General features: G+C 71.3%; 22 protein-coding genes and 1 riboswitch. Of the genes, 10 read left to right on the forward strand and 12 right to left on the reverse strand.

Annotation, left to right across the window (positions count from 1 at the left end; translation table 11 throughout):
- Window positions 1-143 precede the first annotated feature (143 nt).
- A complete protein-coding gene (locus ACWPXV_RS13630; RefSeq protein ID WP_454085718.1) occupies window positions 144-2,177 on the reverse strand; it encodes a heavy metal translocating P-type ATPase in 2,034 nt (677 codons plus the stop codon).
- Window positions 2,178-2,183: 6 nt separating this feature from the next.
- On the opposite strand from ACWPXV_RS13630, the gene ACWPXV_RS13635 reads away from it, so the two are divergent.
- Complete coding sequence (locus tag ACWPXV_RS13635; protein ID WP_454085719.1) at window positions 2,184-2,471, forward strand: hypothetical protein; 288 nt, start codon at window positions 2,184-2,186, stop codon at window positions 2,469-2,471.
- Window positions 2,472-2,945: 474 nt separating this feature from the next.
- On the opposite strand, the gene ACWPXV_RS13640 is transcribed toward ACWPXV_RS13635, so the two are convergent.
- The 6 genes from ACWPXV_RS13640 to ACWPXV_RS13665 form a co-directional block, all read right to left on the reverse strand.
- The gene (locus ACWPXV_RS13640) at window positions 2,946-3,539 is read right to left on the reverse strand and encodes a DUF305 domain-containing protein (protein ID WP_454085720.1); all 594 of its coding nucleotides are present in this window, start codon (window positions 3,537-3,539) and stop codon (window positions 2,946-2,948) included.
- A gap of 127 nt (window positions 3,540-3,666) precedes the next feature.
- Window positions 3,667-4,293 (reverse strand): DUF305 domain-containing protein, encoded by a 627-nt coding sequence (locus ACWPXV_RS13645; RefSeq protein ID WP_454085721.1) that lies wholly within the window; start codon window positions 4,291-4,293, stop codon window positions 3,667-3,669.
- Between the two features lie 312 nt (window positions 4,294-4,605).
- Window positions 4,606-5,295 (reverse strand): C40 family peptidase, encoded by a 690-nt coding sequence (locus ACWPXV_RS13650; RefSeq protein WP_454085722.1) that lies wholly within the window; start codon window positions 5,293-5,295, stop codon window positions 4,606-4,608.
- A gap of 144 nt (window positions 5,296-5,439) precedes the next feature.
- Window positions 5,440-5,604: riboswitch (cyclic di-AMP (ydaO/yuaA leader) on the reverse strand.
- A gap of 698 nt (window positions 5,605-6,302) precedes the next feature.
- Window positions 6,303-6,953: a dihydrofolate reductase family protein gene (locus ACWPXV_RS13655; RefSeq protein ID WP_454085723.1), complete on the reverse strand. Its 651-nt coding sequence runs from the start codon at window positions 6,951-6,953 to the stop codon at window positions 6,303-6,305.
- A 55-nt stretch (window positions 6,954-7,008) separates the two neighbouring features.
- Window positions 7,009-7,881: a CPBP family intramembrane glutamic endopeptidase gene (locus ACWPXV_RS13660; RefSeq protein ID WP_110851190.1), complete on the reverse strand. Its 873-nt coding sequence runs from the start codon at window positions 7,879-7,881 to the stop codon at window positions 7,009-7,011.
- A gap of 55 nt (window positions 7,882-7,936) precedes the next feature.
- Window positions 7,937-8,752: an alpha/beta fold hydrolase gene (locus ACWPXV_RS13665; protein WP_258369191.1), complete on the reverse strand. Its 816-nt coding sequence runs from the start codon at window positions 8,750-8,752 to the stop codon at window positions 7,937-7,939.
- A gap of 156 nt (window positions 8,753-8,908) precedes the next feature.
- Here ACWPXV_RS13665 and ACWPXV_RS13670 point away from each other — a divergent pair, with 156 nt between their 5' ends.
- The 7 genes from ACWPXV_RS13670 to ACWPXV_RS13700 all read left to right on the forward strand — a co-directional run bounded on the left by ACWPXV_RS13670 (window position 8,909) and on the right by ACWPXV_RS13700 (window position 12,932).
- Window positions 8,909-9,460, forward strand: a complete 552-nt coding sequence (locus ACWPXV_RS13670; RefSeq protein WP_454085724.1) for a TetR/AcrR family transcriptional regulator — start codon at window positions 8,909-8,911, stop codon at window positions 9,458-9,460.
- Between the two features lie 50 nt (window positions 9,461-9,510).
- Window positions 9,511-10,230 (forward strand): VOC family protein, encoded by a 720-nt coding sequence (locus ACWPXV_RS13675; RefSeq protein ID WP_454085725.1) that lies wholly within the window; start codon window positions 9,511-9,513, stop codon window positions 10,228-10,230.
- An 87-nt stretch (window positions 10,231-10,317) separates the two neighbouring features.
- Window positions 10,318-10,545 carry a hypothetical protein gene (locus ACWPXV_RS13680; protein ID WP_454085726.1) on the forward strand — a complete coding sequence of 76 codons (228 nt, stop codon included), beginning with the start codon at window positions 10,318-10,320 and terminating at the stop codon, window positions 10,543-10,545.
- Window positions 10,546-10,646: 101 nt separating this feature from the next.
- Entirely contained in the window at window positions 10,647-11,171 is a 525-nt protein-coding gene (locus ACWPXV_RS13685) for a hypothetical protein (protein ID WP_454085727.1), read from the forward strand.
- A 130-nt stretch (window positions 11,172-11,301) separates the two neighbouring features.
- Window positions 11,302-12,243: a hypothetical protein gene (locus tag ACWPXV_RS13690; RefSeq protein ID WP_110851195.1), complete on the forward strand. Its 942-nt coding sequence runs from the start codon at window positions 11,302-11,304 to the stop codon at window positions 12,241-12,243.
- Between the two features lie 54 nt (window positions 12,244-12,297).
- A complete protein-coding gene (locus tag ACWPXV_RS13695) occupies window positions 12,298-12,537 on the forward strand; it encodes a PspC domain-containing protein (RefSeq protein ID WP_110851196.1) in 240 nt (79 codons plus the stop codon).
- 101 nt (window positions 12,538-12,638) lie between these two features.
- Window positions 12,639-12,932 (forward strand): DUF4287 domain-containing protein, encoded by a 294-nt coding sequence (locus ACWPXV_RS13700; protein WP_454085728.1) that lies wholly within the window; start codon window positions 12,639-12,641, stop codon window positions 12,930-12,932.
- Here the strand turns inward: ACWPXV_RS13700 and ACWPXV_RS13705 are convergent, their stop codons facing one another.
- The 5 genes from ACWPXV_RS13705 to ACWPXV_RS13725 all read right to left on the reverse strand — a co-directional run bounded on the left by ACWPXV_RS13705 (window position 12,933) and on the right by ACWPXV_RS13725 (window position 17,306).
- Complete coding sequence (locus tag ACWPXV_RS13705; protein ID WP_454085729.1) at window positions 12,933-13,406, reverse strand: hypothetical protein; 474 nt, start codon at window positions 13,404-13,406, stop codon at window positions 12,933-12,935. It abuts the gene before it with no gap.
- Window positions 13,407-13,444: 38 nt separating this feature from the next.
- The gene (locus ACWPXV_RS13710; protein ID WP_146237468.1) at window positions 13,445-13,870 is read right to left on the reverse strand and encodes a hypothetical protein; all 426 of its coding nucleotides are present in this window, start codon (window positions 13,868-13,870) and stop codon (window positions 13,445-13,447) included.
- 184 nt (window positions 13,871-14,054) lie between these two features.
- Complete coding sequence (locus tag ACWPXV_RS13715; RefSeq protein ID WP_454085730.1) at window positions 14,055-16,427, reverse strand: ATP-binding cassette domain-containing protein; 2,373 nt, start codon at window positions 16,425-16,427, stop codon at window positions 14,055-14,057.
- 22 nt (window positions 16,428-16,449) lie between these two features.
- On the reverse strand, window positions 16,450-16,857 hold the full coding sequence (locus tag ACWPXV_RS13720) for a VOC family protein (RefSeq protein WP_454085731.1): 408 nt from the start codon (window positions 16,855-16,857) through the stop codon (window positions 16,450-16,452).
- Between the two features lie 5 nt (window positions 16,858-16,862).
- Window positions 16,863-17,306: a helix-turn-helix transcriptional regulator gene (locus ACWPXV_RS13725; protein ID WP_454085732.1), complete on the reverse strand. Its 444-nt coding sequence runs from the start codon at window positions 17,304-17,306 to the stop codon at window positions 16,863-16,865.
- A gap of 216 nt (window positions 17,307-17,522) precedes the next feature.
- On the opposite strand from ACWPXV_RS13725, the gene ACWPXV_RS13730 reads away from it, so the two are divergent.
- Window positions 17,523-18,638, forward strand: a complete 1,116-nt coding sequence (locus tag ACWPXV_RS13730; protein ID WP_454085733.1) for a sensor histidine kinase — start codon at window positions 17,523-17,525, stop codon at window positions 18,636-18,638.
- On the forward strand, window positions 18,635-19,318 hold the full coding sequence (locus tag ACWPXV_RS13735) for a response regulator (protein WP_454085734.1): 684 nt from the start codon (window positions 18,635-18,637) through the stop codon (window positions 19,316-19,318). Before ACWPXV_RS13730 ends, ACWPXV_RS13735 begins: the two co-directional genes overlap by 4 nt.
- The last annotated feature ends 65 nt before the right edge of the window (window positions 19,319-19,383 follow it).

Raw genomic sequence — 19,383 nt, forward strand, 5'->3', positions numbered from 1 at the left:
GTCGCCGTCCGCTCCTGGGCGGCCACCGCAGTGGTGCCGGCTGCCGTGGGAGACGATACGGGTGGTGGCGGCCCAGACTTGGACAGCCATCACCCTCCGCCACAGACCCGCCTCGCAGGACCCTGTGGTGGCAAACGCCCCTATCAGTGGTGCGTGGCCACGGGCTCGTCGCGTCGGTCAGTTGTCAGCGCCGTGCGGGCAGGATTGACCTGCGGGGCGCCGTGCGCCGCGGCGGTGCTGGCCTCGGGGCTGAGGTCCAGGCGGCGCAGCAGCTGGGCGTTGAGCGCGACGACGATGGTCGACAGCGACATGAGAATCGCGCCGACCGACATGGGCAGGATGAACCCGACCGGTGCCAGCACACCCGCGGCCAGTGGCACGGCGGCGATGTTGTACCCGGCGGCCCACCACAGGTTCTGCTTCATCTTGCGGTACCCGGCGCGGGAGAGCTGGATGACCGACAGCACCGAACGCGGGTCATCCGAGGCGAGGATGACGCCGGCGGAGGCGATCGCCACGTCGGTGCCCGCGCCGATCGCGATCCCGACGTCGGCCTGGGCCAGCGCCGGAGCGTCGTTGACGCCGTCCCCGACCATGGCCACGGTGCGGCCCTCGTGCTGCAACTGGGCGACCTTCTCGCTCTTGTCCTCCGGGCGCACCTGGGCGAAGACCTGGTCGATACCCAACTCGGCGGCCACGGCCCGGGCCACCGGCTCGGCGTCGCCGGTGATCATGACAACCCGGATGCCCAGCTGGTGCAGGGCCTCGACCGCCTGCCGTGACTCCTCGCGGACCTCATCGGCCAGCGCGACGGCACCGGCCACCTCCCCGTCGATGATCACGTGCAAGACGGTGGCACCTGCCTGCGCCCACGACGCGGTCGCTGCCAGCGGCTCGGCGCCGTGCTGGGACAGCAGGGCGGGCCCGCCCACCTGGACCTCGCGGCCCTCGACGGTGGCGCGCACCCCCACGGCCATCGTCGCACGGAAGTTCACAGCCGGGGGCACCTGCAGGCCGCGGTGCTCGGCGGCCGTGACGATCGCCCCGGCCAGAGGGTGCTCGCTGTCGGCCTCGGCGGCCGCAGCCAGCCGCAGCAGATTCCCGTGCTCATACCCGCCGGTCCCCGTGACACCGGTCAGCGCGGGCTCACCCTTGGTGAGCGTGCCGGTCTTGTCGAACAGCACCGTGTCGACCACGCGCATGCGCTCGAGGGCGCCACGGTCCTTGACGAGGACCCCGCCGCGGGCGGCGCGCTCGGTCGAGATCGACACCACGAGGGGGATCGCCAGACCCAGGGCGTGAGGGCAAGCAATGACCAGGACGGTGATCGCCCGGACCAGCGCGCTCTCCGGGACCCCGAAGGACACCCACACCACCGCGGTGATCGCCGCGGCGATGACTGCGTACCAGAACAGCCAGCCGGCGGCCTTGTCCGCCAGGAGCTGGGCCCGGCTGGTGGAGGCCTGCGCCTCGGCCACCAGCCGCTGGATCCCGGCCAGGGCGGTGTCCTCCCCCACGGCCGACACCCGCACCCGCAGCGCATTGTCGGTGGCCACCGTGCCGGCCACGACCTGGTCCCCCACCGCGCGTGGCACCGGCCGCGACTCCCCGGTGATCATCGACTCATCGACATCCGCGCCGCCGTCGACGACCTCACCGTCGGCCGGTACCCGCCCGCCCGGGCGGACGATGACGACATCACCAAGACGAAGGTCAGCGGGGGCGACCGCGACGACCCGGTCCCCCTCCACCCGCTCCGCCTCGTCGGGCAGCAGCGCGGCGAGTGAGTCCAGCGCGGAGGACGTCTGGGCCAGCGAACGCATCTCCAGCCAGTGTCCCAGCAGCATGATGACGACGAGCAGCGACAGCTCCCACCAGAAGTCCACCTCGTGGGAGAACAGCCCCAGGCTGGCTCCCAGGGAGGCGACGAAGGCGACCGTGATCGCCATCCCGATGAGCAGCATCATCCCCGGCTTGCGCGAACGCAGCTCACCGACCGCGCCGGTGAGGAACGGGCGCCCGCCCCACAGGTAGATCACCGTGCCCAGCACCGGGGACACCCACTCCACCCCCGGCACGTCAGGCAGCGTGTAGCCGAGCAGGTCGGCAAACATCCCGTTCACCAGCACCGTGGGAACCGCCAGGATCAGCATGACCCAGAACAGGCGACGGAACATGCCCACGTGGTCGCCGTGCCCGCCGTGACCGGGGTGACCGCCGTGATCGGCGTGGACGTCGGGACCGCTGTCGTGACCGGGCTGTTCGCCGTGCCCATCGTGCACGGCCGAGCCATGTCCTGCGGCGGTCAGCGGGTCGGTGACACCCGTGTCGCCAGTGGGTATCGCTTGCCCGTGCGTGGCCTCCCCTTTCCCATGCCCGCCCGCGTCGCCCTGCGCCGAGTCGTGGTGGACGTGTGCGCTGTGACCCTGGCCCTCGCCTGGCCGGCGCCCTGCGTGATCGTGGCCCGGTGACGTACCCATGGCAACCCCTCACTCCTTCGTTCCGCATACCCCTGGAGGGTATCTGCGTCAGTCGTAAGGAGCCCGGGCAGCGGTCCATTCCCGATTCGCCTGCACGAGGCAGAGATGTTCATCGGCTCTTCATGAAAGCTCGATCGGTTGCCCCACTTGGTCGATGCCTCTTCGGACCGCAACAACCATGAGGAGGATTCGTGGCAGCCACCAAGCACCCACCGTCGTCACCGCCGTCCAGGCGCCCGCGGACCACTCCTGGGAGGACGCGGCCGCGGCCCTAGTCCGGCTCGGCAACCGGTTCGACTTGGGACCTCCTGGCGAGGCCCCGATCCAAGTGCCGGTGACTGCCCCACGGGGCACGGTCCGCGCGCTAGCGCCCCCAACCTGTGCATCAGCGAGGCGTCAGCGGCATGGGCTGACAGTGGGTGCCGTCGATGGAGGGTAGTCCAAAGGACGGGCTATGGACACGCCTCAGTCCGTGTCGCACTGACGCTCTGCAGGTTCCTCAAAGGCCGTCACCGGGCGCGCCTGCGCTTCCTCCGGTGTCGAAGCCACCCCGTTCTCCGCGATGTCCTTGATGAGCCAGTCCATCTCGAAGATCTCGCGCCGCTGCGCCTCGCTGATCTCCACGGCAAGCTCACAGACCCGGACGTCCTCGATCCCGGCTCGCTCCGAGCGCGTAATGGCCAGGGAGTGGTGGGGAATCATCGCGCGCATGAAGGCGGCGTCGTCCACCGTTGCCTGGCTGCGGTCCAGCGCGATCCCGCCCGCTAGCAGCCCGAGACTCACCACCACGACGACGGCGTTCGCCTTGGTGTTCTTGTACATATTGAGCATCCACGCGAGCATGACCAGCCCCATCGCGCCACCCATGGTCACCGCCATGAAGACACGGCTTTGGCTGAAGCGTATGTGGCCCCACTCCCACGACCCGGCGAACATCACCCAGTACATAACGACCATCGCCGTCAGGAGCATCGCAGCGAACCGCAGGTACATCTTCATGCTCGGAGTCCGCGAGTGGCTGTCGTGGTTGTCATCGTTCGAGTGTTCGTGCTCGGCCATGGGAAACACTCTCCTGTTCATTCAGCGCTGGGTCCTCATCGTTCTCTCGGTCATCGGGCGCCGTCCTGTTTCGGGTCGACATGGACCGGCGGGCGAACTTGGGCTCGCCCGCCGGCGGGTCCGAACCTCACAGGCCCTGGAGGAGTTCCTCCATCTCGCTGATTTCGGCCTGCTGGTCATCGATGATCTTCTGGGCGAGTTCCAGCGCCTGCGGGTTCTCCCCGCTGTCGAGCTCGTCCTGAGCCATGTCGACCGCGCCGCGGTGGTGCGCGATCATCAGCTCGAGGAACCGCTGGTCGAACTCGGCGCCGGACAGGGACTCCAGCTCGGCCATGGCCTCCTCCTGACTCATCCCCTCCATGTCCATGCCGCCGTGGTCCATGCCCTCGTGGCCCATGGGGGAGGTCTCCTCACCCCAGGTCTCGAGCCAGGCCGTCATCTGCTCGATTTCCGGGCCCTGCGCCGCGGAGATCCGCTCTGCGAGGGAGCGCACCTCCTCGCTGGCAGCCTTCTCCACGGCCAGGTCGGCCATCTCGATAGCGCCCTCGTGGTGGACGATCATCATCTGGGCGAACATCGTGTCCGCGTCGTTGTGCACGTCCTCGGCCTGCGTCGCGCTGTCGGTCGTCTCCTCCGTGGCGTTGCCGGCGGCCGGCTCCTCCGGTGTGCTCTGCTCGCCGTTACCGCACGCGGCCAAGGCGAGAGTCAGCGCAACCCCGCCGGCAACGGCGCAGAGTCGGGTCCTGAGTGTCACGGGCGTCTCCATCTGCTCAATGTGGCCGATGGGCGAGAAGGCCCAGCCGCAGCTGGTCAGCCCATCGGGTGGGGCTAATGGAGGCTAACCACGTGCTGGGTGGCGACACCACGCCCAGCAGCGGCCTCACGGGCATTCTTCATCGAGTCTTCATCCCGGTGCTCCTGGCACGGGGACCCGGAGCGCCCGGTCGGACTCATCTGGCTCCAGCAGCGACCCCAACCCGTGCAGCCTCGACCAACGCCAATCGCCAGGATCAGGCCGAACAGTTGGGGGGTGGCCCGCAGTCACCTGCGGGCCACCCCCCGTTGCTCAACCCACTCGGATGAACGTTGGGTTCGCCTTATAGATGTCACGCACCGACAGCGGGTTGCCCGGGCTGAAGGCCGCGATGTACTGCCCATTCCCCACGTAGATGCCCACGTGCCCGGGCCACCACACCAGGTCACCGGGCTGGGCCTGGGAGGCCGAGACCTGCGTGCCCGCGTTGCGCTGCGCCGAGGAGGACCGTGGGATGGAGATGCCTGCCTGGGCGTACACGTACTGGGTGAACCCCGAGCAGTCGAAGCCCGCCGGGGTCGACCCGCCCCACACGTAAGGGGTGCCGATGTATCGGTAGGCGATGTCCAGGACCGCGTTGCCCGACGCGTTGGCCGGCGGGGCCTCCCGGGCGGCCGACCGCGACGCCGAGGCGGTCTCCCGCTCGACGCCGGTCGCCGACGAGGTGGCCGTGGTCGCCGCCGACGTGCCGCCCTGACCCTGGGGGATGGTCAGCACCTCGCCGACAATGATCAGGGCCTGCGCGTTCAGACCGTTCGCCGCGATGATCGCCGAGATCGTGCTGTCGTAGCGCTGCGCCAACTTCCCCACGGTGTCTCCCGACACGACGGTGTGGGTGACCTGCGCCGCGTCACCGGTCTGCGTGCTCGCCGTCGCCTGGGTGTCGACGACCGGGGGGTCGGGGTGGACCGGCTCCATCGCGGAGGCGGTGGTCGTGGCCATGGTCAAAACCAGGCCGGAGGAGGCCGCGGCAAGCGCGGCACGGCGGGCGGCCGGACCCGTCAGGCACGGGCCCAGTGATGAGAAAGCGGTGATGGGACGGCCCTCGGCGCGGTGCCGTCCACGGGTGTGGCTAGATGTCACGGGTAAACCTCTCCAGGGCGCCTACGAGGTCAGCTGTCGGGTTCGGGTAGGAGCACACCCGGCTCGGTCATCGAGCTTCACCCCAAGGACCTGCACGCAGGCCCAGATTGGGTTCCCCGTCCCTGCCACGGACGATCGAGGACCACGGTGCGGTGGCAGGGCTCGGCGTCCGCACGCGGGCTTCCCGATGAAGGGGCCGGGAAGCAGGAGCGACGCTACACACCCCGACCCCCAGGATCACGGTTCGATAACGGCCTCGGGGAAGACTTCATCAAACCTTCATTCCCACCACGTCTCCTGCCCAGGCACTCTCACAACGTGCGTGTCCAAGAACCGGGCTGCTCGATCCGTTGGACATATGAGTTCAAGCCGCTACGCGGACGCCGGTTCGTCCTCGCGGGCCCGTTCCGGCCCCTGTGGCGCCGTTACATGCAACGGGCTCTCGCCCGGATGGTCGAAGTCGTGGAAGCCGGCTGACAACGGGGACGTGCCCGCTCGTCCGAGTAGGCGTTCCTGGTTTCGCCGCTGGCGCCGTTGGGTGACGTTGCAGCGCCAGCTCACGAACTGGCGTCCGCACATGCTGCGACTCGGCTCACGCTCCCGTCTCACGAGCTCCCGTGCCTACCAGCTCGCGGACATGCGCGTCCGCAGTACCACTGGCTCCCATGCTGGCTCTCTGAGCAAGTGAGGCGCAGGCACCGCTTCTCGTCGACACCCTGCGTGCCGAACCGCGCGGCATGGCCTCCGTCGCCGTCCATGCCATGGGCCATGTGGCCGGCAACCTCGGCGGTGTGCCGCCGCCCGCCGCGCCACAGGAGTCCGCAGGAGCAGGAGGCAGAGGCGCACGTGTGCTCCACCGCCGGACGCTACCCACTCGAGCGCCTCGTGAACGTCAGGTGGGTGACGCCGCTGGGCGTCGAGACCACCTCGATGTCATAACTGCGCTCCAGCCCCTCCAGGCCGTCCCACAGCAACGCGCCGTGCCCGAGGACGATAGGCACCTGGACGAGGTGAATGTGGTCGACGAGACCCGCGGCGATGAACTCGCGCGCGACGGTCGCCCCGCCACCGATACGGACGTCGAGGCCGCCCGCGGCCCGACGTGCGACGTCCAGCGCCTCCGCCGGTGAGGCCTCGAGGAAGTGGAAGGTCGTGCCGCCCGCCATCTCGATCGCCTCTCGCGGGCGGTGGGTGAGCACGAGGACCGGAGTGTGGAACGGGGGCTCGCTCCCCCACCAGCCGCGCCAGTCGGCGTCGTCATGCCAGCCGGGCGGCCCGAACTTGCCCGCCCCCATGATCTCCGCGCCGATGCCCGGCTCGTGCGAACGAGCCATCGCGTCGTCGACGCCGGCACTGCCCGTCGGTGCGCCCACCAGCCGGGCCCCGAAGCTGGTGGCGAACATCCACTCGTGGAGCCGCTCGCCCGCGTGCCCCATCGGGGTCTCGAGGCTCTGCACCTCCCCCGCGACGAAGCCGTCGAGAGAGATCGACAGGTTGTGGATCCGGGTCCTGGACATCGCTACCTCCTCCGGCCGGCCGTGCGGTGGTGCTGACCGCCGACGCGAGCCGAAGTCATCGCGGCGGCCCGACGTCGGGCTCGGGCCGGGCCCAGCTCTCCTGGCCCGGCCAGAGGAACCCGGCGATCGTCGTCGACGTCGCGAAGGCCACCACCGCCGTCGCCACGACGAAGACGGTCTCGTTGCTCACCGTGGCCTCGAGGTACTGGCTGGAGATGACCAGCTGCATGACCACCTGGAACGCCAGGTGCCAGCCCACCGCGGCCCAGACCGAGCCCGAGATCAGCCGGATGCACCCGACCACCACCCCCATCCCGAAGAACAGGACAAGCCGCTCGAGGAGGACGCCCCACCCCTCGGTGATCACCCACAGCGCCGTGCCGAACAGCATGAAGAGGAGCGCCTGGACGAGCACGGCGAGCCACGGCGCCACGGCGGCGGTGAGGTTGCGGTAGACGTACCCGCGGAAGAGCAGCTCCTCGGGGAACGCCTCGTAGACGAGGACCAGGACGACGAGCAGGAGGACGACGCCGACGGTCTCGGCGAGCGTCGCGTCGATCTCGATCCGCAGCCACCCGGCCGCCAGCGCGACCGCCAGCCCGACCGCGGCCGGCAGCAGCCAGCTCAGGGCTCCGTAGAGCAGGTCGCGGGCCGCGCGCTTTCCACCGGACAGCCCCAGCGTCCCGACGGGGCGCCTGTCCAGGAGCCGGCGCGCCGCGACGACGAGTGCCCCGGCGATGAGAAGCGCCGCCAGGGCACTGACGGCGTGCCTCGCCAGTGAGAGGCCTTCGCCCCACACTCGAGTGGTCAGTGCCGCGATCGCCAGCCAGCCCAACAGGGCACCCGTGACGACGACGGCCAGCCGCGCCGCGACAGGCAGACGCGGGGGCGCCGCCTCGGCCACCTGTCCGTTGCCCGGATGGGTCATCTCTCGACGCTATGCCAGCCCCTCCGTCCCCCGCAGCCATTTTGTCCGAGGTCCGTCACCCGGCGCGGACGAACCAGTCGACGGCGAGGTCGACCACCGCGTCGGGTGCGTCGTCGGTGATGAAGTGGGCGGCGTCGTCGACGTAGGCGAACTCGGCCCGGTCCGCGTACCGCTCCGGTTCCCGGCAGGTCCGGCCGACGAGCTCCTCGGTGAAGGCGTAGTCGAGCCGGCCGAAGACGACGAGGGTCGGCACGGTGAGCCGCCGGCGCCGGTAGACGCCGCGCATGATCCGCCACCCCTCCGCCGCGACCATGTGGCGGCACAGCGGACGGACGGCTGCGTCGACCTCGGGCCGGGCCATCGGTGCGAGGTGGGCGGCCACCGTGTCCCCGGCCATCGGACGGGCGAGGTACCTCGGAGAGAAGGTCCCGCGCAGCGACCTGCCTGGCCGGTGCCAGATGAACGGGGGCAGATGACGAAAGGCTCGGCGCATTGCCGGGTCGAACGTCATGAAACCGGGCGGAACGGCGAGTTGCGTCGCTGTCCGCACACGGTCGGGGTGCGCATAGCAGAGCTGCATGGCGGTGATGGAGCCCATGTCGTGTGACACGAGATCGACCCGGTCGAGGCCCAGCACGTCGAGCAGGGCGACGACGTCGCGCAGCCGGGTCTCCCGGTCGATGCGTGGGTCGTCGGCGCTCGTCCAGCCCGCACCGCGCAGGTCGGGGCACAGCACGCGGTAGCCGTGCCCGGCGATGGCCGGGGCGATGTCGTGCCACTGCCACCAGTGCTGCGGGAAGCCGTGCAGGAGCATGACCGGCGGTCCCTCCCCGATGGTGGCGAGGTGGGTGCGCAGCCCCGGAGTGTCCACGACTCGATGATCGAACCCGGCAGCCTCGGGCAGCGGCGGCGACCACCCCGCAGTGTCGACCGGACCGGCGTCGGGGTGAGCAGGAGTGTCCATGACGGCCTTCTTCGTTCGTCGGACTACTATGAACATAGTAAACCTGCCCGAAGGGGGATGTCCATGGCCGGGACCCGGGAACGAGCACTTGAGGCGGCGGTGGCACTGCTGGGCACGGACGGCGTCCGCGCCCTGAGCCACGCGCGCGTCGACGACCGCGCGGGGCTCCCCCCGGGCTCGACGTCGAACTGGTTCCGTACCCGCCGGGCACTGCTCGCTGGTGTCGTGGACTGGATCGCCGAGAGCGAGCGGGCCGACGTCGACCCCACCGGCATGCCGCACGTAGCCAGCCCCTCCGACCTCGTCGAGGCCCTGTGCGCGATGGTCGAGATCGAGACCGGCCGGTTCGCCGTCCGCACCCGCGCGCGCTACGCCCTGTTCCTCGAGCTGTCCGGCGACCCGGAGCTGGCCGAGCCGCTGCGTCACCAGCGCCAGGAGTTCGAACGGTGGACGGAGACGGTCGTTGCTGCCGCCGGCATCCCGGACCCCGTGCCCGCGACACGGGCGCTCATGGCCCTCGCCGAGGGGCTACTCCTCCACCGCCTCACCGTGGACGCCGCGCTGAACATGCGACCCGCGATCGAGCGGGCGGTGCGCGCACTCGCAGCGACCTGATGTCTCGCCGGGGGTGTACCACTCCCCTGGCCCGGTCCTACCGTTGTGCCATGCGTCTGGAGAACATCGTGCTCGACGCCGTGGACCCGGGCCGGGTCGGCCGGTTCTGGGAGGCCGTCCTCGGGGGCGAGCGGCTCAGTGACGGGCCGGAGGGGTTCGAGACCCGGCTCCCGATTCCCGACGGCCCGGTCATCGACCTGTGCGTCCAGCCGGTCCCCGAGCCACCGGCCGAGCCGCTGCGACTGCACCTCGACCTGCTCGGCGGGGACCGCCAGCTCGAGCTCGTCGACAGGTTCCTCGAGATCGGTGCCTGGCACCTCGACATCGGGCAGGGTGAGGTGCCGTGGGTCGTCCTGGCCGATCCGGAGGGCACCCCGTTCTGCGTCATGGAGCACCGGGACGTCTACCGCGACACCGGGCCGGTCGCGGCTCTCCCCCTCGACTCCGCCGACCCCGAGCGCGACCTCGAGTTCTGGTCGTGGCTCACCGGCTGGACCAGGGCCGACGGCGTCGCGCCCTGCTCGCTGCGGCACCCCTCCCGGCGCGGGCCGCTGCTCGAGCTCTGCCCTGAGCCGGCCCCCAAGGGCCGCGCGAAGAACAGGGTCCACCTCGACGTCCGGCTCGATCCCGGCGACGATGCCGACGCCGTCGCCGCGGGTATCGTCGAGCGTGGCGGCCGGGAGCTCGACCCGGGCTGGGGCGACCTGCCGTGGCGGGTGTTCGCAGACCCGTCCGGCAACGAGCTGTGCGTGCTGCCCGCCGTCAGGTGACCTCTCCGAGCTCGTCGCCGCCGAGACTCGACGCCAGCTCGCCCGGTGGGAGCGACTGACAGAGGTACCGGTCCCGGCCGATCTACGATGGCGCGCAAGGTCACGATCTGGCCCGGACAGGTCGTCGTCCCGGTCTTCCCGACCGACTTCACCTGGGACGACGAGGCCGGCGAGCTCTCCGGGTTCACCCACACGTTCTCCCTGGGCGACGCCGTGTCACTAGGGGGCGGTGACAGCGAAACGCCTCCGTCGATCGTTGAGCACCTTCCGACAGGCTGCGAAGGCGATCAGTACTTCGTCGTGCACTCCGCGTGAGGACCGGTGCCCAGCTCGATCAACGACAATGATGGCGTCCGGCGTGGAACTCGAGCAGCCGCCTGGGCGTTAGTGGCTCGACACCGAACGAGGGAGCGTACGTGGGTAGGCAAGGCGGACAAGGAGCGGCGGCGGACGCCGTCGTCAACGGTGTGCTGACCGGGGGCTGGTACGCGCTGCCTGACGTCGTCGCGTCGCGCCGGGCACGCGGGTCGCTCAAGGTGGCGGTGATCGTCGGCGGTGCGGCGTGGGCCGCACGAGCCGTACGAGCCGCACAGGCGGCCGACGGCGACACCGTGGACGCCGCCGCTGAGGGCGGCGGAGACGCGCCAGCAGCCGAGGCGGTCCCCACCACCCTGGTGGCACGGATGGCGACCGAGCCGGCGATCGACGCGCAGGCACTCGGGCTGGGCGGCACCCCACCGAACGGCGTCGGGCCGGTGAGGATGGCGGCCGGTGTGGCGCTGGTTGTGCTGAGCGTCGTGGGGACGGTGGCGGGCGAGCGGGCGATCTACCGGTGGGGCGAGCGGCTCACGGCACGCGGCGTCCGGTACGCGCACACCCGGATCGGGCTGGCGGCCGGCGGCGTCATGGGTCTCAGCACCTGGGCCTTGGCGCGTGACTGACGACTGAGGGTCCGGCCCGAGATCTCATCCGCCCTGACGGGACGTCATCGCGACCGTAGCGACCAGTGCCGAGACCCGGCGAGATGCCGTTTCGACGACTCCGGGCACGGGCGGGCGTAGGGTTCCGCGCATGGACGTCGTGGCCTGGCTGCTCGACTCGGACCCCGCCCTGCGCTGGCAGGTGCTCGCCGACCTCACCGACGCACCGCAGGACGAGGTGGCCGCCGAACGTGCCCGGGTCGCCACGACCGGGTGGGGGGCGCACCTTCTCGCCGAACAGGCCGACGACGGACGCTGGGACGGCGGCATCTACCGCCCCGGGTGGGTGGACGAGTCCCGTCCCTTCTTCGACGCGTGGACGGCCACCCACTTCGCCCTCCAGCAGCTCGCCGACCTCGGGCTCGACCCGGCGAGCCCGCAGGCCGAGCGCGCCCTCGGCCTCGTGCGGGAGCACGTGCGCTGGGAGCACGAGGGCGAGCCCTTCTTCGACGGCGAGGTCGAACCCTGCATCAACGGCGTCGCGCTGCGCACGGCCGGGTACTTCGAGCAGGACGCCTCCCCCATGGTCTCCACCCTGCTGGCCGGCCGGCTGCCCGACGGCGGGTGGAACTGCTGGGCCGAGCACGGCGCCTCGGTCTCCTCCTTCCACTCGACCGTGTGTGTCGTCGAGGGCCTGCTCGCGTGGGAGCGTGCCGGCCACGACGAGCCCGACGTCCGCGAGGCCCGGCTCTCCGGCGAGGAGTACCTCCTCGATCGGGGCCTGTTCCGCCGTCGCTCCGACGGCACCGTCGCCGACCCGCGGATGACGATGCTCTCCTACCCCGTGCGCTGGTACCACGACGTCCTGCGCGGCCTCGAGCACTTCCGGCTGGCCGACCGCCGCGACCCGCGGCTCGCGGAGGCGGTCGAGCTCGTCCGGGGCAAGGCGGACGAGAGAGGGCTGTGGACCCTGGAGCTGCACCACGAGGGACCCACCCTTCTCGACCTCGGTGAGGGTGAGGGCTTCCCGAGCCGGTGGGTGACCCTGCGGGCCCTGCGCGTGCTGCGCTGGTGGGACGGCGGACCAGGGTGAGATCAGGGCGGTCCCCGATGTCGCGGCGTGGGACCCGACCCTAGCGTTGGGGTCATGAACACCTTCTTCGACAGCATCCGCCGCACTGGCTTCCGGCGCGGCCCCCAGCGGATCCTTGGCGGCGTCTGCGGTGGTGTCGCCGCCCGCCTGGGCGCCAACGTGATGATCGTGCGCCTGCTCCTCCTGCTCGCGTTCCTGCTGCCGGGCATCGGGTGGGTGCTCTACGTCGCCCTCTGGGCCCTGCTCCCGTGGCAGGACGGCAGCATCCCGCTCGAGCGGGCACTGTCCCGCTGACGCGTACGGCGCGTCCCTGGCGACGAACGGCGGGGTTGACCGCCTCTGTACGGTGAGGCACACCGGGGCGCGCGCCGGCGCTCCCGCGGAGAGGAGCAGCGATGTCCTTCCAGGCCTACCTCGACGCCGTCGAGACGAATACCGGCCTCACGCCGCGCCAGCTCCTGCAACAGGCCAACGAACGCGGCTTCGGCGCAGGGACCAAGGCCACCCCCATCGTCGAGTGGCTCCGGGACGAGTACGGGCTCGGCCGCGGCCACGCCATGGCAATGGTCCACGTCATCACCAAGGGCGACCAGATCAGTGCCACGCACGTCGGCTCCGGCGGTACCCATGCCGACGCCTCCGACCGGCTGTGGCTCGACGGCAAGGACACGAAGCCCGAGGGTTGGTAGTCAGCCGTCCGCAGCGCCGACGCCGTCGAACGGCGTGATGAGCGCGAGCCCCGGCTCGGTGCCCTCGATCCCGAAGTCGGAGTCACTGAGATAGAGCCGGAGCCGCCCCGCCGCGTCCAGGGGGTCACCGTCGGGGTACGCGCCTCCTACCTCACACGTGCGCGGCGTCGAGGCGACCTCGATGACGGTGCCCACCTCCGTCGTCCCCTTGAGGACCCGGTCGACCTCGACGTCCCACACCGTGGCGGTCACCCCGAACATGGCCCGCTCCCCCACCCGCTCGACCGGCCGGCCCTCGACGACGACGTCGGCCAGCTCGGTCCGGGCCGCGTCATCGTCGGCGGGCACCCACGAGATGCAGGACTCCCCGGCGGCCGGCGCACCGCAGGCAGCGACCATGGCAGCGAGCAACCCGACGACGGCGGCGGCGGCGGCGGCTACGGTCTCGGGCCGGCGTGGACGACGTGGCTCCATACCTGTCTGTGTCACGACGGTCGTGGCCCTTGCACGCCTCAGCAGTCCAGCTCCACGTGGTTGGACTCGTCCGTCGTGCTGCCCGTGGAGATCCCCGCCGCGGCCCAGTAGACCGGGTCGATGAACCGTGCTCCCTCGTGCGTCATGATCGCGAGAAGGGTCGAGTCGTAGGCGTTCCCGTCGCCGTCGACGCCCTGGACGCGGGCGAGCGTGCCGTCGACGTAGCCCTCCGGAGCGTCGAACGGTCCCGTGCATGTCAGTGTCGGCGCCACCTCCGGCGCCCGCGGCGCAGTCCCCAGCGAGGACCGGCAGCTGAGGTCGGTCGTCGCGAGGTCGCACAGCTCATCAGGGGTCGCGCGCGCGTCGTGCGCGTCGCCGAGCAGCGCGGCCACCTCCGCGGCCGCCGGGACGGCGGCGTCGCCGGCGCACGAGGCCGTGAGGACGCCGACGGCCGCTGCGCCCACCGACACCCATCGCGCTCGACGGCCTCGACCGGCCATGTCCCTGCTCCGCTCTTCCCTGTCGTGTTGGGGCACCTGTATACCGGCGTGGGCCGCCTGCTTCTCGCCGTTTGCACACGGGGATGCCGCAGTGCGTCGTCGTCGGTGTCTACGCCGACGGGGACTTTTCCTCGTTGGCTGAGGCTGCTCAGGCGCCGACGTACGCGGCCAGGTGCTCGCCGGTCAGGGTGGCCCGGCCCGCGACGAGCTCGGCGGGTGTGCCCTGGAAGACGACCCGTCCGCCGTCGTTCCCGGCGCCCGGGCCCAGGTCGACGAGCCAGTCGGCGTGGGCCATGACGGCCTGGTGGTGCTCGATGACGACGACTGTGCGGCCGGAGTCGACGAGGCGGTCGAGCAGCGCGAGCAGCTGCTGGACGTCGGCGAGGTGCAGGCCGGTGGTCGGCTCGTCGAGGACGAGGGTGGAGCCCTTCTCCCCCATGTGGACGGCGAGCTTGAGCCGCTGGCGCTCCCCGCCGGAGAGCGTGGTGAGCGGCTGGCCGAGGGTGAGGTAGCCGAGACCGACGTCGGCGAGGCGCTCGAGGATGGCGTGCGCGGCCGGGGTGCGGGACTCACCGTCGGCGAAGAAGGCCTCCGCCTCGGCGACGGGCATCTCGAGCACCTCGGCGATGTTCCGCCCCCCGAGGGTGTACTCGAGCACCGCAGCCTGGAAGCGCCGGCCCTCGCACTCCTCGCACGTGGTGCTCACGGTGTCCATGAAGCCGAGCTCGGTGAAGATGACCCCGGCGCCGTTGCACACCGGGCACGCACCCTCCGAGTTCGCGCTGAACAGCGCCGGCTTGACGCCGTTGGCCTTGGCGAAGGCCTTGCGCACCGGCTCGAGCAGGCCGGTGTAGGTGGCCGGGTTGGAGCGCCGCGAGCCCTTGATCTGGCCCTGGTCCACGACGATGACGCCCTCGCGGCCCCCGAGGTTGCCGTGGATGAGGGAGCTCTTGCCGGAGCCGGCCACGCCGGTGACGACGGTGAGGACCCCGGTGGGGACGTCGACGTCGACCCCGGTGAGATTGTTCTGCCGCGCGCCGCGGATCTCGAGGGCGCCCGTGCGCTCGCGGACGGTGTCCTTGAGGTGCACCCGGTCGTCGAGGTGGCGGCCGGTGAGCGTGCCGCTCGCCCGCAGACCCTCGAGGCTGCCCTCGTAGACGATCTCCCCGCCGCCCGTGCCGGCCCCTGGACCGAGGTCGACGACGTGGTCGGCGATGGCGATCGTCTCCGGCTTGTGCTCGACGACGAGGACGGTGTTGCCCTTGTCGCGCAGCTGCGTCAGCAGGGCGTTCATCCGCTCGATGTCGTGGGGGTGCAGCCCGACCGTGGGCTCGTCGAAGACGTAGGTGACGTCGGTGAGGGAGGAGCCGAGGTGGCGGATCATCTTGACGCGCTGGGCCTCTCCGCCGGACAGCGTGCCCGAGGGGCGCTCGAGGGACAGGTACCCCAGCCCGATCCCGACGAAGGAGTCGAGCAGGTGGCGCAGGTTGTCCAGCAGCGGGCCGACGGAGGGCGCCTCGAGCCCGCGCACCCACTCGGCGAGGTCGCTGATCTGCATCGCGCAGGCATCGGCGATGCTGGTGCCGCGGATCGTCGACTCGCGGGCGTGGGGGGCCAGCCGGGTGCCCTCGCAGTCGGGGCAGGTCTGGTAGACGACCGCGCGGTCGACGAAGGCCCGGATGTGCGGCTGCATCGCGTCACGGTCCTTGGCGAGCATCGACTTCTTGATCTTCGGGACGAGGCCCTCGTAGGTCATGTTCGCCCCGCCGACGGGGACCTTGACCGGCTCCTTGTAGAGGAAGTCGTGGAGCTCGCGCTTGGTGTAGTCGCGGATCGGCTTGTCCGGCTTGAGGAAGCCGGACTCCATGAAGAGCTTGACGTACCAGCCGTCGGCGACGTACCCCGGGACGGTGATGGCGCCCTCGGCGAGGGACTTGGAGTCGTCGTAGAGCTGGGCGAGGTCGATGTCGGTGACCGCGCCGCGTCCCTCGCAGCGGGGGCACATGCCGCCGAGCTGGTTGAAGGTCGCCTTGACGGCCTTCTTCCCGCCGACGGAGATGGCCCCCTGCGAGGTGACGGACGGGACGTTGAAGGAGTAGGCGTTCGGGGAGCCGACGTGCGGCTCACCGAGGCGGCTGAAGAGCATGCGCAGGAACGCGTTGGCGTCGGTGACCGTGCCGACGGTGGAGCGCGGGTTCGCGCCCAGCCGTTCCTGGTCGACGACGATCGCCGTCGTCAGGCCCTCGAGGACGTCGACGTCGGGGCGTGCCTGGGTGGGCATGAAGCCCTGGAGGAAGGTGCTGTAGGTCTCGTTGATGAGCCGTCGCGACTCCGCGGCCACGGTGTCGAAGACGAGGGAGCTCTTGCCCGAGCCGGAGACCCCGGTGAAGACCGTGAGCCGCCGCTTGGGGATGTCGACGTCGACGTCCCGGAGGTTGTTCTCCCGGGCGCCGCGCACCCGGATGAGGTCGTGGGTGTCGGCCTGCGTCGCGCGGGCCGTCGAGGTGTCGGTCGTCGTCATCCGGGTCTCCGTTGGGGTCGCGTCAGCTCTGCTGGAGCCGGACGGTGTTGCCGGCCGGGTCGCGGAACGCGCAGTCGCGCACGCCCCAGTCCTGGTCGGTGGGCTCCTGCATGACCTCGACGTCGGCGGCCTGGGCCCGCTCGAAGGCGCCGTCGAGGTCCGGGGTGGCGAGGAGGACGCTGGCGAAGGTGCCCTTGGCCATCATCTCCGCGATGGTCCGCTGCTCGTCCTCGGTGATGTTCGGGTCCGCCGTCGGCGGGTAGAGGACGATCGAGGTGCCGGGCTGGCTGGGCGCACCGATGGTGATCCAGCGCATGGCGCCCTGGCCGACGTCCTGGCGGACCTCGAAGCCGAGGGCGTCCCGGTAGAAGGCGAGCGAGGCCTCCGGGTCGGTGGTGGGCAGGAAGCTGGCGTGAATGGTGATGTCCATGACGGTCACGCTAGGGGCAGGGCTGCGACGCGGGCTTCTTGATTCCTGACCGGTCTGGTGACGCGCTTGGAGACGCACGGGGGGATCCCCCCGGGCATGTCCGAGGCGCGCTCGCGGTAGGCGCTGGGCGGCACCCCGACGAGCTCCCGGAAGCGCGTGCTGAACGTCCCCAGGGAGGAGAAGCCGACCGCGAAGCAGACCTCGGTGACGCTCAGCTCCCCCCGGCGCAGCAGCGTCATCGCGCGCTCGATGCGGCGGGTCATGAGGTAGGAGTAGGGCGGCTCGCCGTACGCGTTGCGGAACTCCCGGCTCAGGTGCCCGGCGGACATGTGGACGCCACGGGCGAGGGCGGGGACGTCGAGGGGCTGCGCGTACTCGCGGTCGATCCGGTCGCGGACACGGCGAAGCAGCGCGAGGTCCTGCAGGCGCTGCTCCGCGGCGGTGTCCACGGCGCCGATCGTGCCACGTCCGGCCCGGCCTGCCTAGGCCCCGTCCCAGGTGGGCGTCGTGGCGCGGTCCCGGGCGCGGGCGACCGCTGGGACGCGGCGGTCCCAGCCGGGTCTTGCCCGGTGATCGGCCTGTCGTCAGCTGGCCGTGCCGTGAGAACGTGGGCGACGCTACGTCACCGTTGCGGCTCCCGACTTCCGCGAAAGGCCGCGTCTCGTATGGATGCTCGTCCCTCGCCACTCGGCCGCCGCTGGGAGGTTCTGCTCGCCGTCGCGCTCGTGGGTCTGGCCCTCGTCCCCGGGGTGGAGCGCCAGGGCGTGGACCTCGCCGAGCTTCCCGACCGGGCGATGGACCCCGTGGGATGGGCTCTGCTCGTCACTCAGGGGGCCGCGGTCGGCCTGCTGCGCCGCTGGCCCTCCGCCGGCCTCGCCGTCGTCGGCACCGCGTTCGGCGCCTACCAGCTCCTGGGGTACCCGACGACGTTCGCGGCCCTCGGGCTGCTGGTCGCGCTCGTGGCGGCGGGAGCACTGACGCAGCGCCGTCGCGTGCTCACGGCCGGGTGCGCGGCGGCCGGTTACGTGCTCCTGTCGGTAGCGCTCGCGGCCGCCGGCTCACCCACCGGTGCCTGGGACTTCGTGGTGTTCGGGCTCCTGCTGGCGTCCCTGTGGCTGGTGGGGAGCTGGCTGCGCGGTCGAGCGGAGGTTCAAGAGAACCGCCGTCGGGAGGTGGAGCGTGCCGCCGTAGAGCAGGAACGCAGCCGCATCGCCCGGGAGCTGCACGACGTCGTCACCCACCACGTCACCGCCATGGTCGTCCAGGCCGACGCCGCGCACTACAGCCCGGACCGGGACGCGACGGCGGCCGTGCTCACGACGATCAGCGAGACCGGGCGGGCGGCGCTCACCGACCTGCGCGGACTGCTCGACGCGTTGGACGGAGCCGACGACGGGACCACCAGGGAGCCCGCCGTCGTCGACGTCGAGGAGCTGGTCGCGAGGGCTCGTGCGGCCGGCCAGCCCGTCGAGCTCGTCCAGCTGGGTGAGTCGGCGCCGCTCGGGGCGGCGACCTCGCTCGCGGTGACGCGACTGGTGCAGGAGTCCCTGACGAACGCGATGAAGCACGCCCGCGGTGCCGCGACGCAGGTGCGGGTCCGGTACGAGGAGAGTGGGGTGGAGGTGGCGGTGACGACGGAGCCGGCGCTCGAGCCGGGGCTGGGCCGCGGCAGCGGGCAGGGGCTGATCGGCTTGCGGGAGCGCGTCGCGCTGCTCGGCGGGGTCCTGGAGGCAGGCCCGGTCGACGGCCGGTTCGTCGTGCACGCCCGGATCCCGGCATGAGCGCAGAGACGGCGGCATCGCCCATCCGGGTCGTGGTGTGCGACGACCAGGAGCTCGTCCGCACGGGGTTCGCCACGATCATCGGCGCGCAGCCCGACCTACAGGTGGTCGGGGAGGCGGCCGACGGCCGATCCGCCGTCCATGTCGTCGCGCGGGAACGTCCCGACGTCGTCGTCATGGACATCCGGATGCCCCAGCTGGACGGCATCGAGGCCACGCGCCGGATCGCCGGACCGGACGTGAGCGACCCCGCGAAGGTGCTCATCGTGACGACCTTCGACCTCGACGCGCTCGTCTTCGACGCGCTCCGGGCGGGGGCCAGCGGGTTCCTGCTCAAGGACGCCCGCCCGGCGGAGCTCCTCCACGCGATCCGGGTCGTCGCAGCGGGAGAGTCGCTGCTGTCGCCCGCCATCACGCGCGGTCTCATCGGGCGCTTCGCCCAGCGGGTGCGGCCCGCCGACCCCGACACCGGGGCGCTCGCCACCCTGACGGCACGGGAGCGGGAGGTGCTGGCCCTCGTCGCGGAGGGGCTGTCCAACGCGGAGATCGCCCGCGCGCTCGTCATCAGCCACGAGACGGTGAAGACCTACGTCTCCCGCATCCTCATGAAGCTCGACCTCCGGGACCGGGTGCAGGCCGTCGTCCTCGTCCACCGCCTGGGGCTGGCCGGAGGTCACTGACCTCCGGTCCGGGGTGTCCCTCTGGAGAGCTACCGGACATGTCCTCCCGGGCGTGACGACCCGGG

This window comes from Georgenia sp. Marseille-Q6866, from assembly GCF_965111665.1.

Excerpts from the sequence above, each read along its gene's own strand:
- ACWPXV_RS13670 (WP_454085724.1), top strand. The coding sequence starts at position 8,909 with ATGGCCGGGACCCGGGAACGAGCACTTGAGGCGGCGGTGGCACTGCTG.
- ACWPXV_RS13695 (WP_110851196.1), top strand. The coding sequence starts at position 12,298 with ATGAACACCTTCTTCGACAGCATCCGCCGCACTGGCTTCCGGCGCGGC.
- ACWPXV_RS13735 (WP_454085734.1), top strand. The coding sequence starts at position 18,635 with ATGAGCGCAGAGACGGCGGCATCGCCCATCCGGGTCGTGGTGTGCGAC.
- ACWPXV_RS13715 (WP_454085730.1), bottom strand. The coding sequence starts at position 16,427 with ATGACGACGACCGACACCTCGACGGCCCGCGCGACGCAGGCCGACACC.
- ACWPXV_RS13630 (WP_454085718.1), bottom strand. The coding sequence starts at position 2,177 with ATGTTCCGTCGCCTGTTCTGGGTCATGCTGATCCTGGCGGTTCCCACG.
- ACWPXV_RS13680 (WP_454085726.1), top strand. The coding sequence starts at position 10,318 with ATGGCGCGCAAGGTCACGATCTGGCCCGGACAGGTCGTCGTCCCGGTC.
- ACWPXV_RS13705 (WP_454085729.1), bottom strand. The coding sequence starts at position 13,406 with ATGGAGCCACGTCGTCCACGCCGGCCCGAGACCGTAGCCGCCGCCGCC.
- ACWPXV_RS13690 (WP_110851195.1), top strand. The coding sequence starts at position 11,302 with ATGGACGTCGTGGCCTGGCTGCTCGACTCGGACCCCGCCCTGCGCTGG.
- ACWPXV_RS13730 (WP_454085733.1), top strand. The coding sequence starts at position 17,523 with ATGGATGCTCGTCCCTCGCCACTCGGCCGCCGCTGGGAGGTTCTGCTC.
- ACWPXV_RS13700 (WP_454085728.1), top strand. The coding sequence starts at position 12,639 with ATGTCCTTCCAGGCCTACCTCGACGCCGTCGAGACGAATACCGGCCTC.
- ACWPXV_RS13650 (WP_454085722.1), bottom strand. The coding sequence starts at position 5,295 with ATGGCCACGACCACCGCCTCCGCGATGGAGCCGGTCCACCCCGACCCC.
- ACWPXV_RS13720 (WP_454085731.1), bottom strand. The coding sequence starts at position 16,857 with ATGGACATCACCATTCACGCCAGCTTCCTGCCCACCACCGACCCGGAG.
- ACWPXV_RS13640 (WP_454085720.1), bottom strand. The coding sequence starts at position 3,539 with ATGGCCGAGCACGAACACTCGAACGATGACAACCACGACAGCCACTCG.
- ACWPXV_RS13660 (WP_110851190.1), bottom strand. The coding sequence starts at position 7,881 with ATGACCCATCCGGGCAACGGACAGGTGGCCGAGGCGGCGCCCCCGCGT.
- ACWPXV_RS13675 (WP_454085725.1), top strand. The coding sequence starts at position 9,511 with ATGCGTCTGGAGAACATCGTGCTCGACGCCGTGGACCCGGGCCGGGTC.
- ACWPXV_RS13655 (WP_454085723.1), bottom strand. The coding sequence starts at position 6,953 with ATGTCCAGGACCCGGATCCACAACCTGTCGATCTCTCTCGACGGCTTC.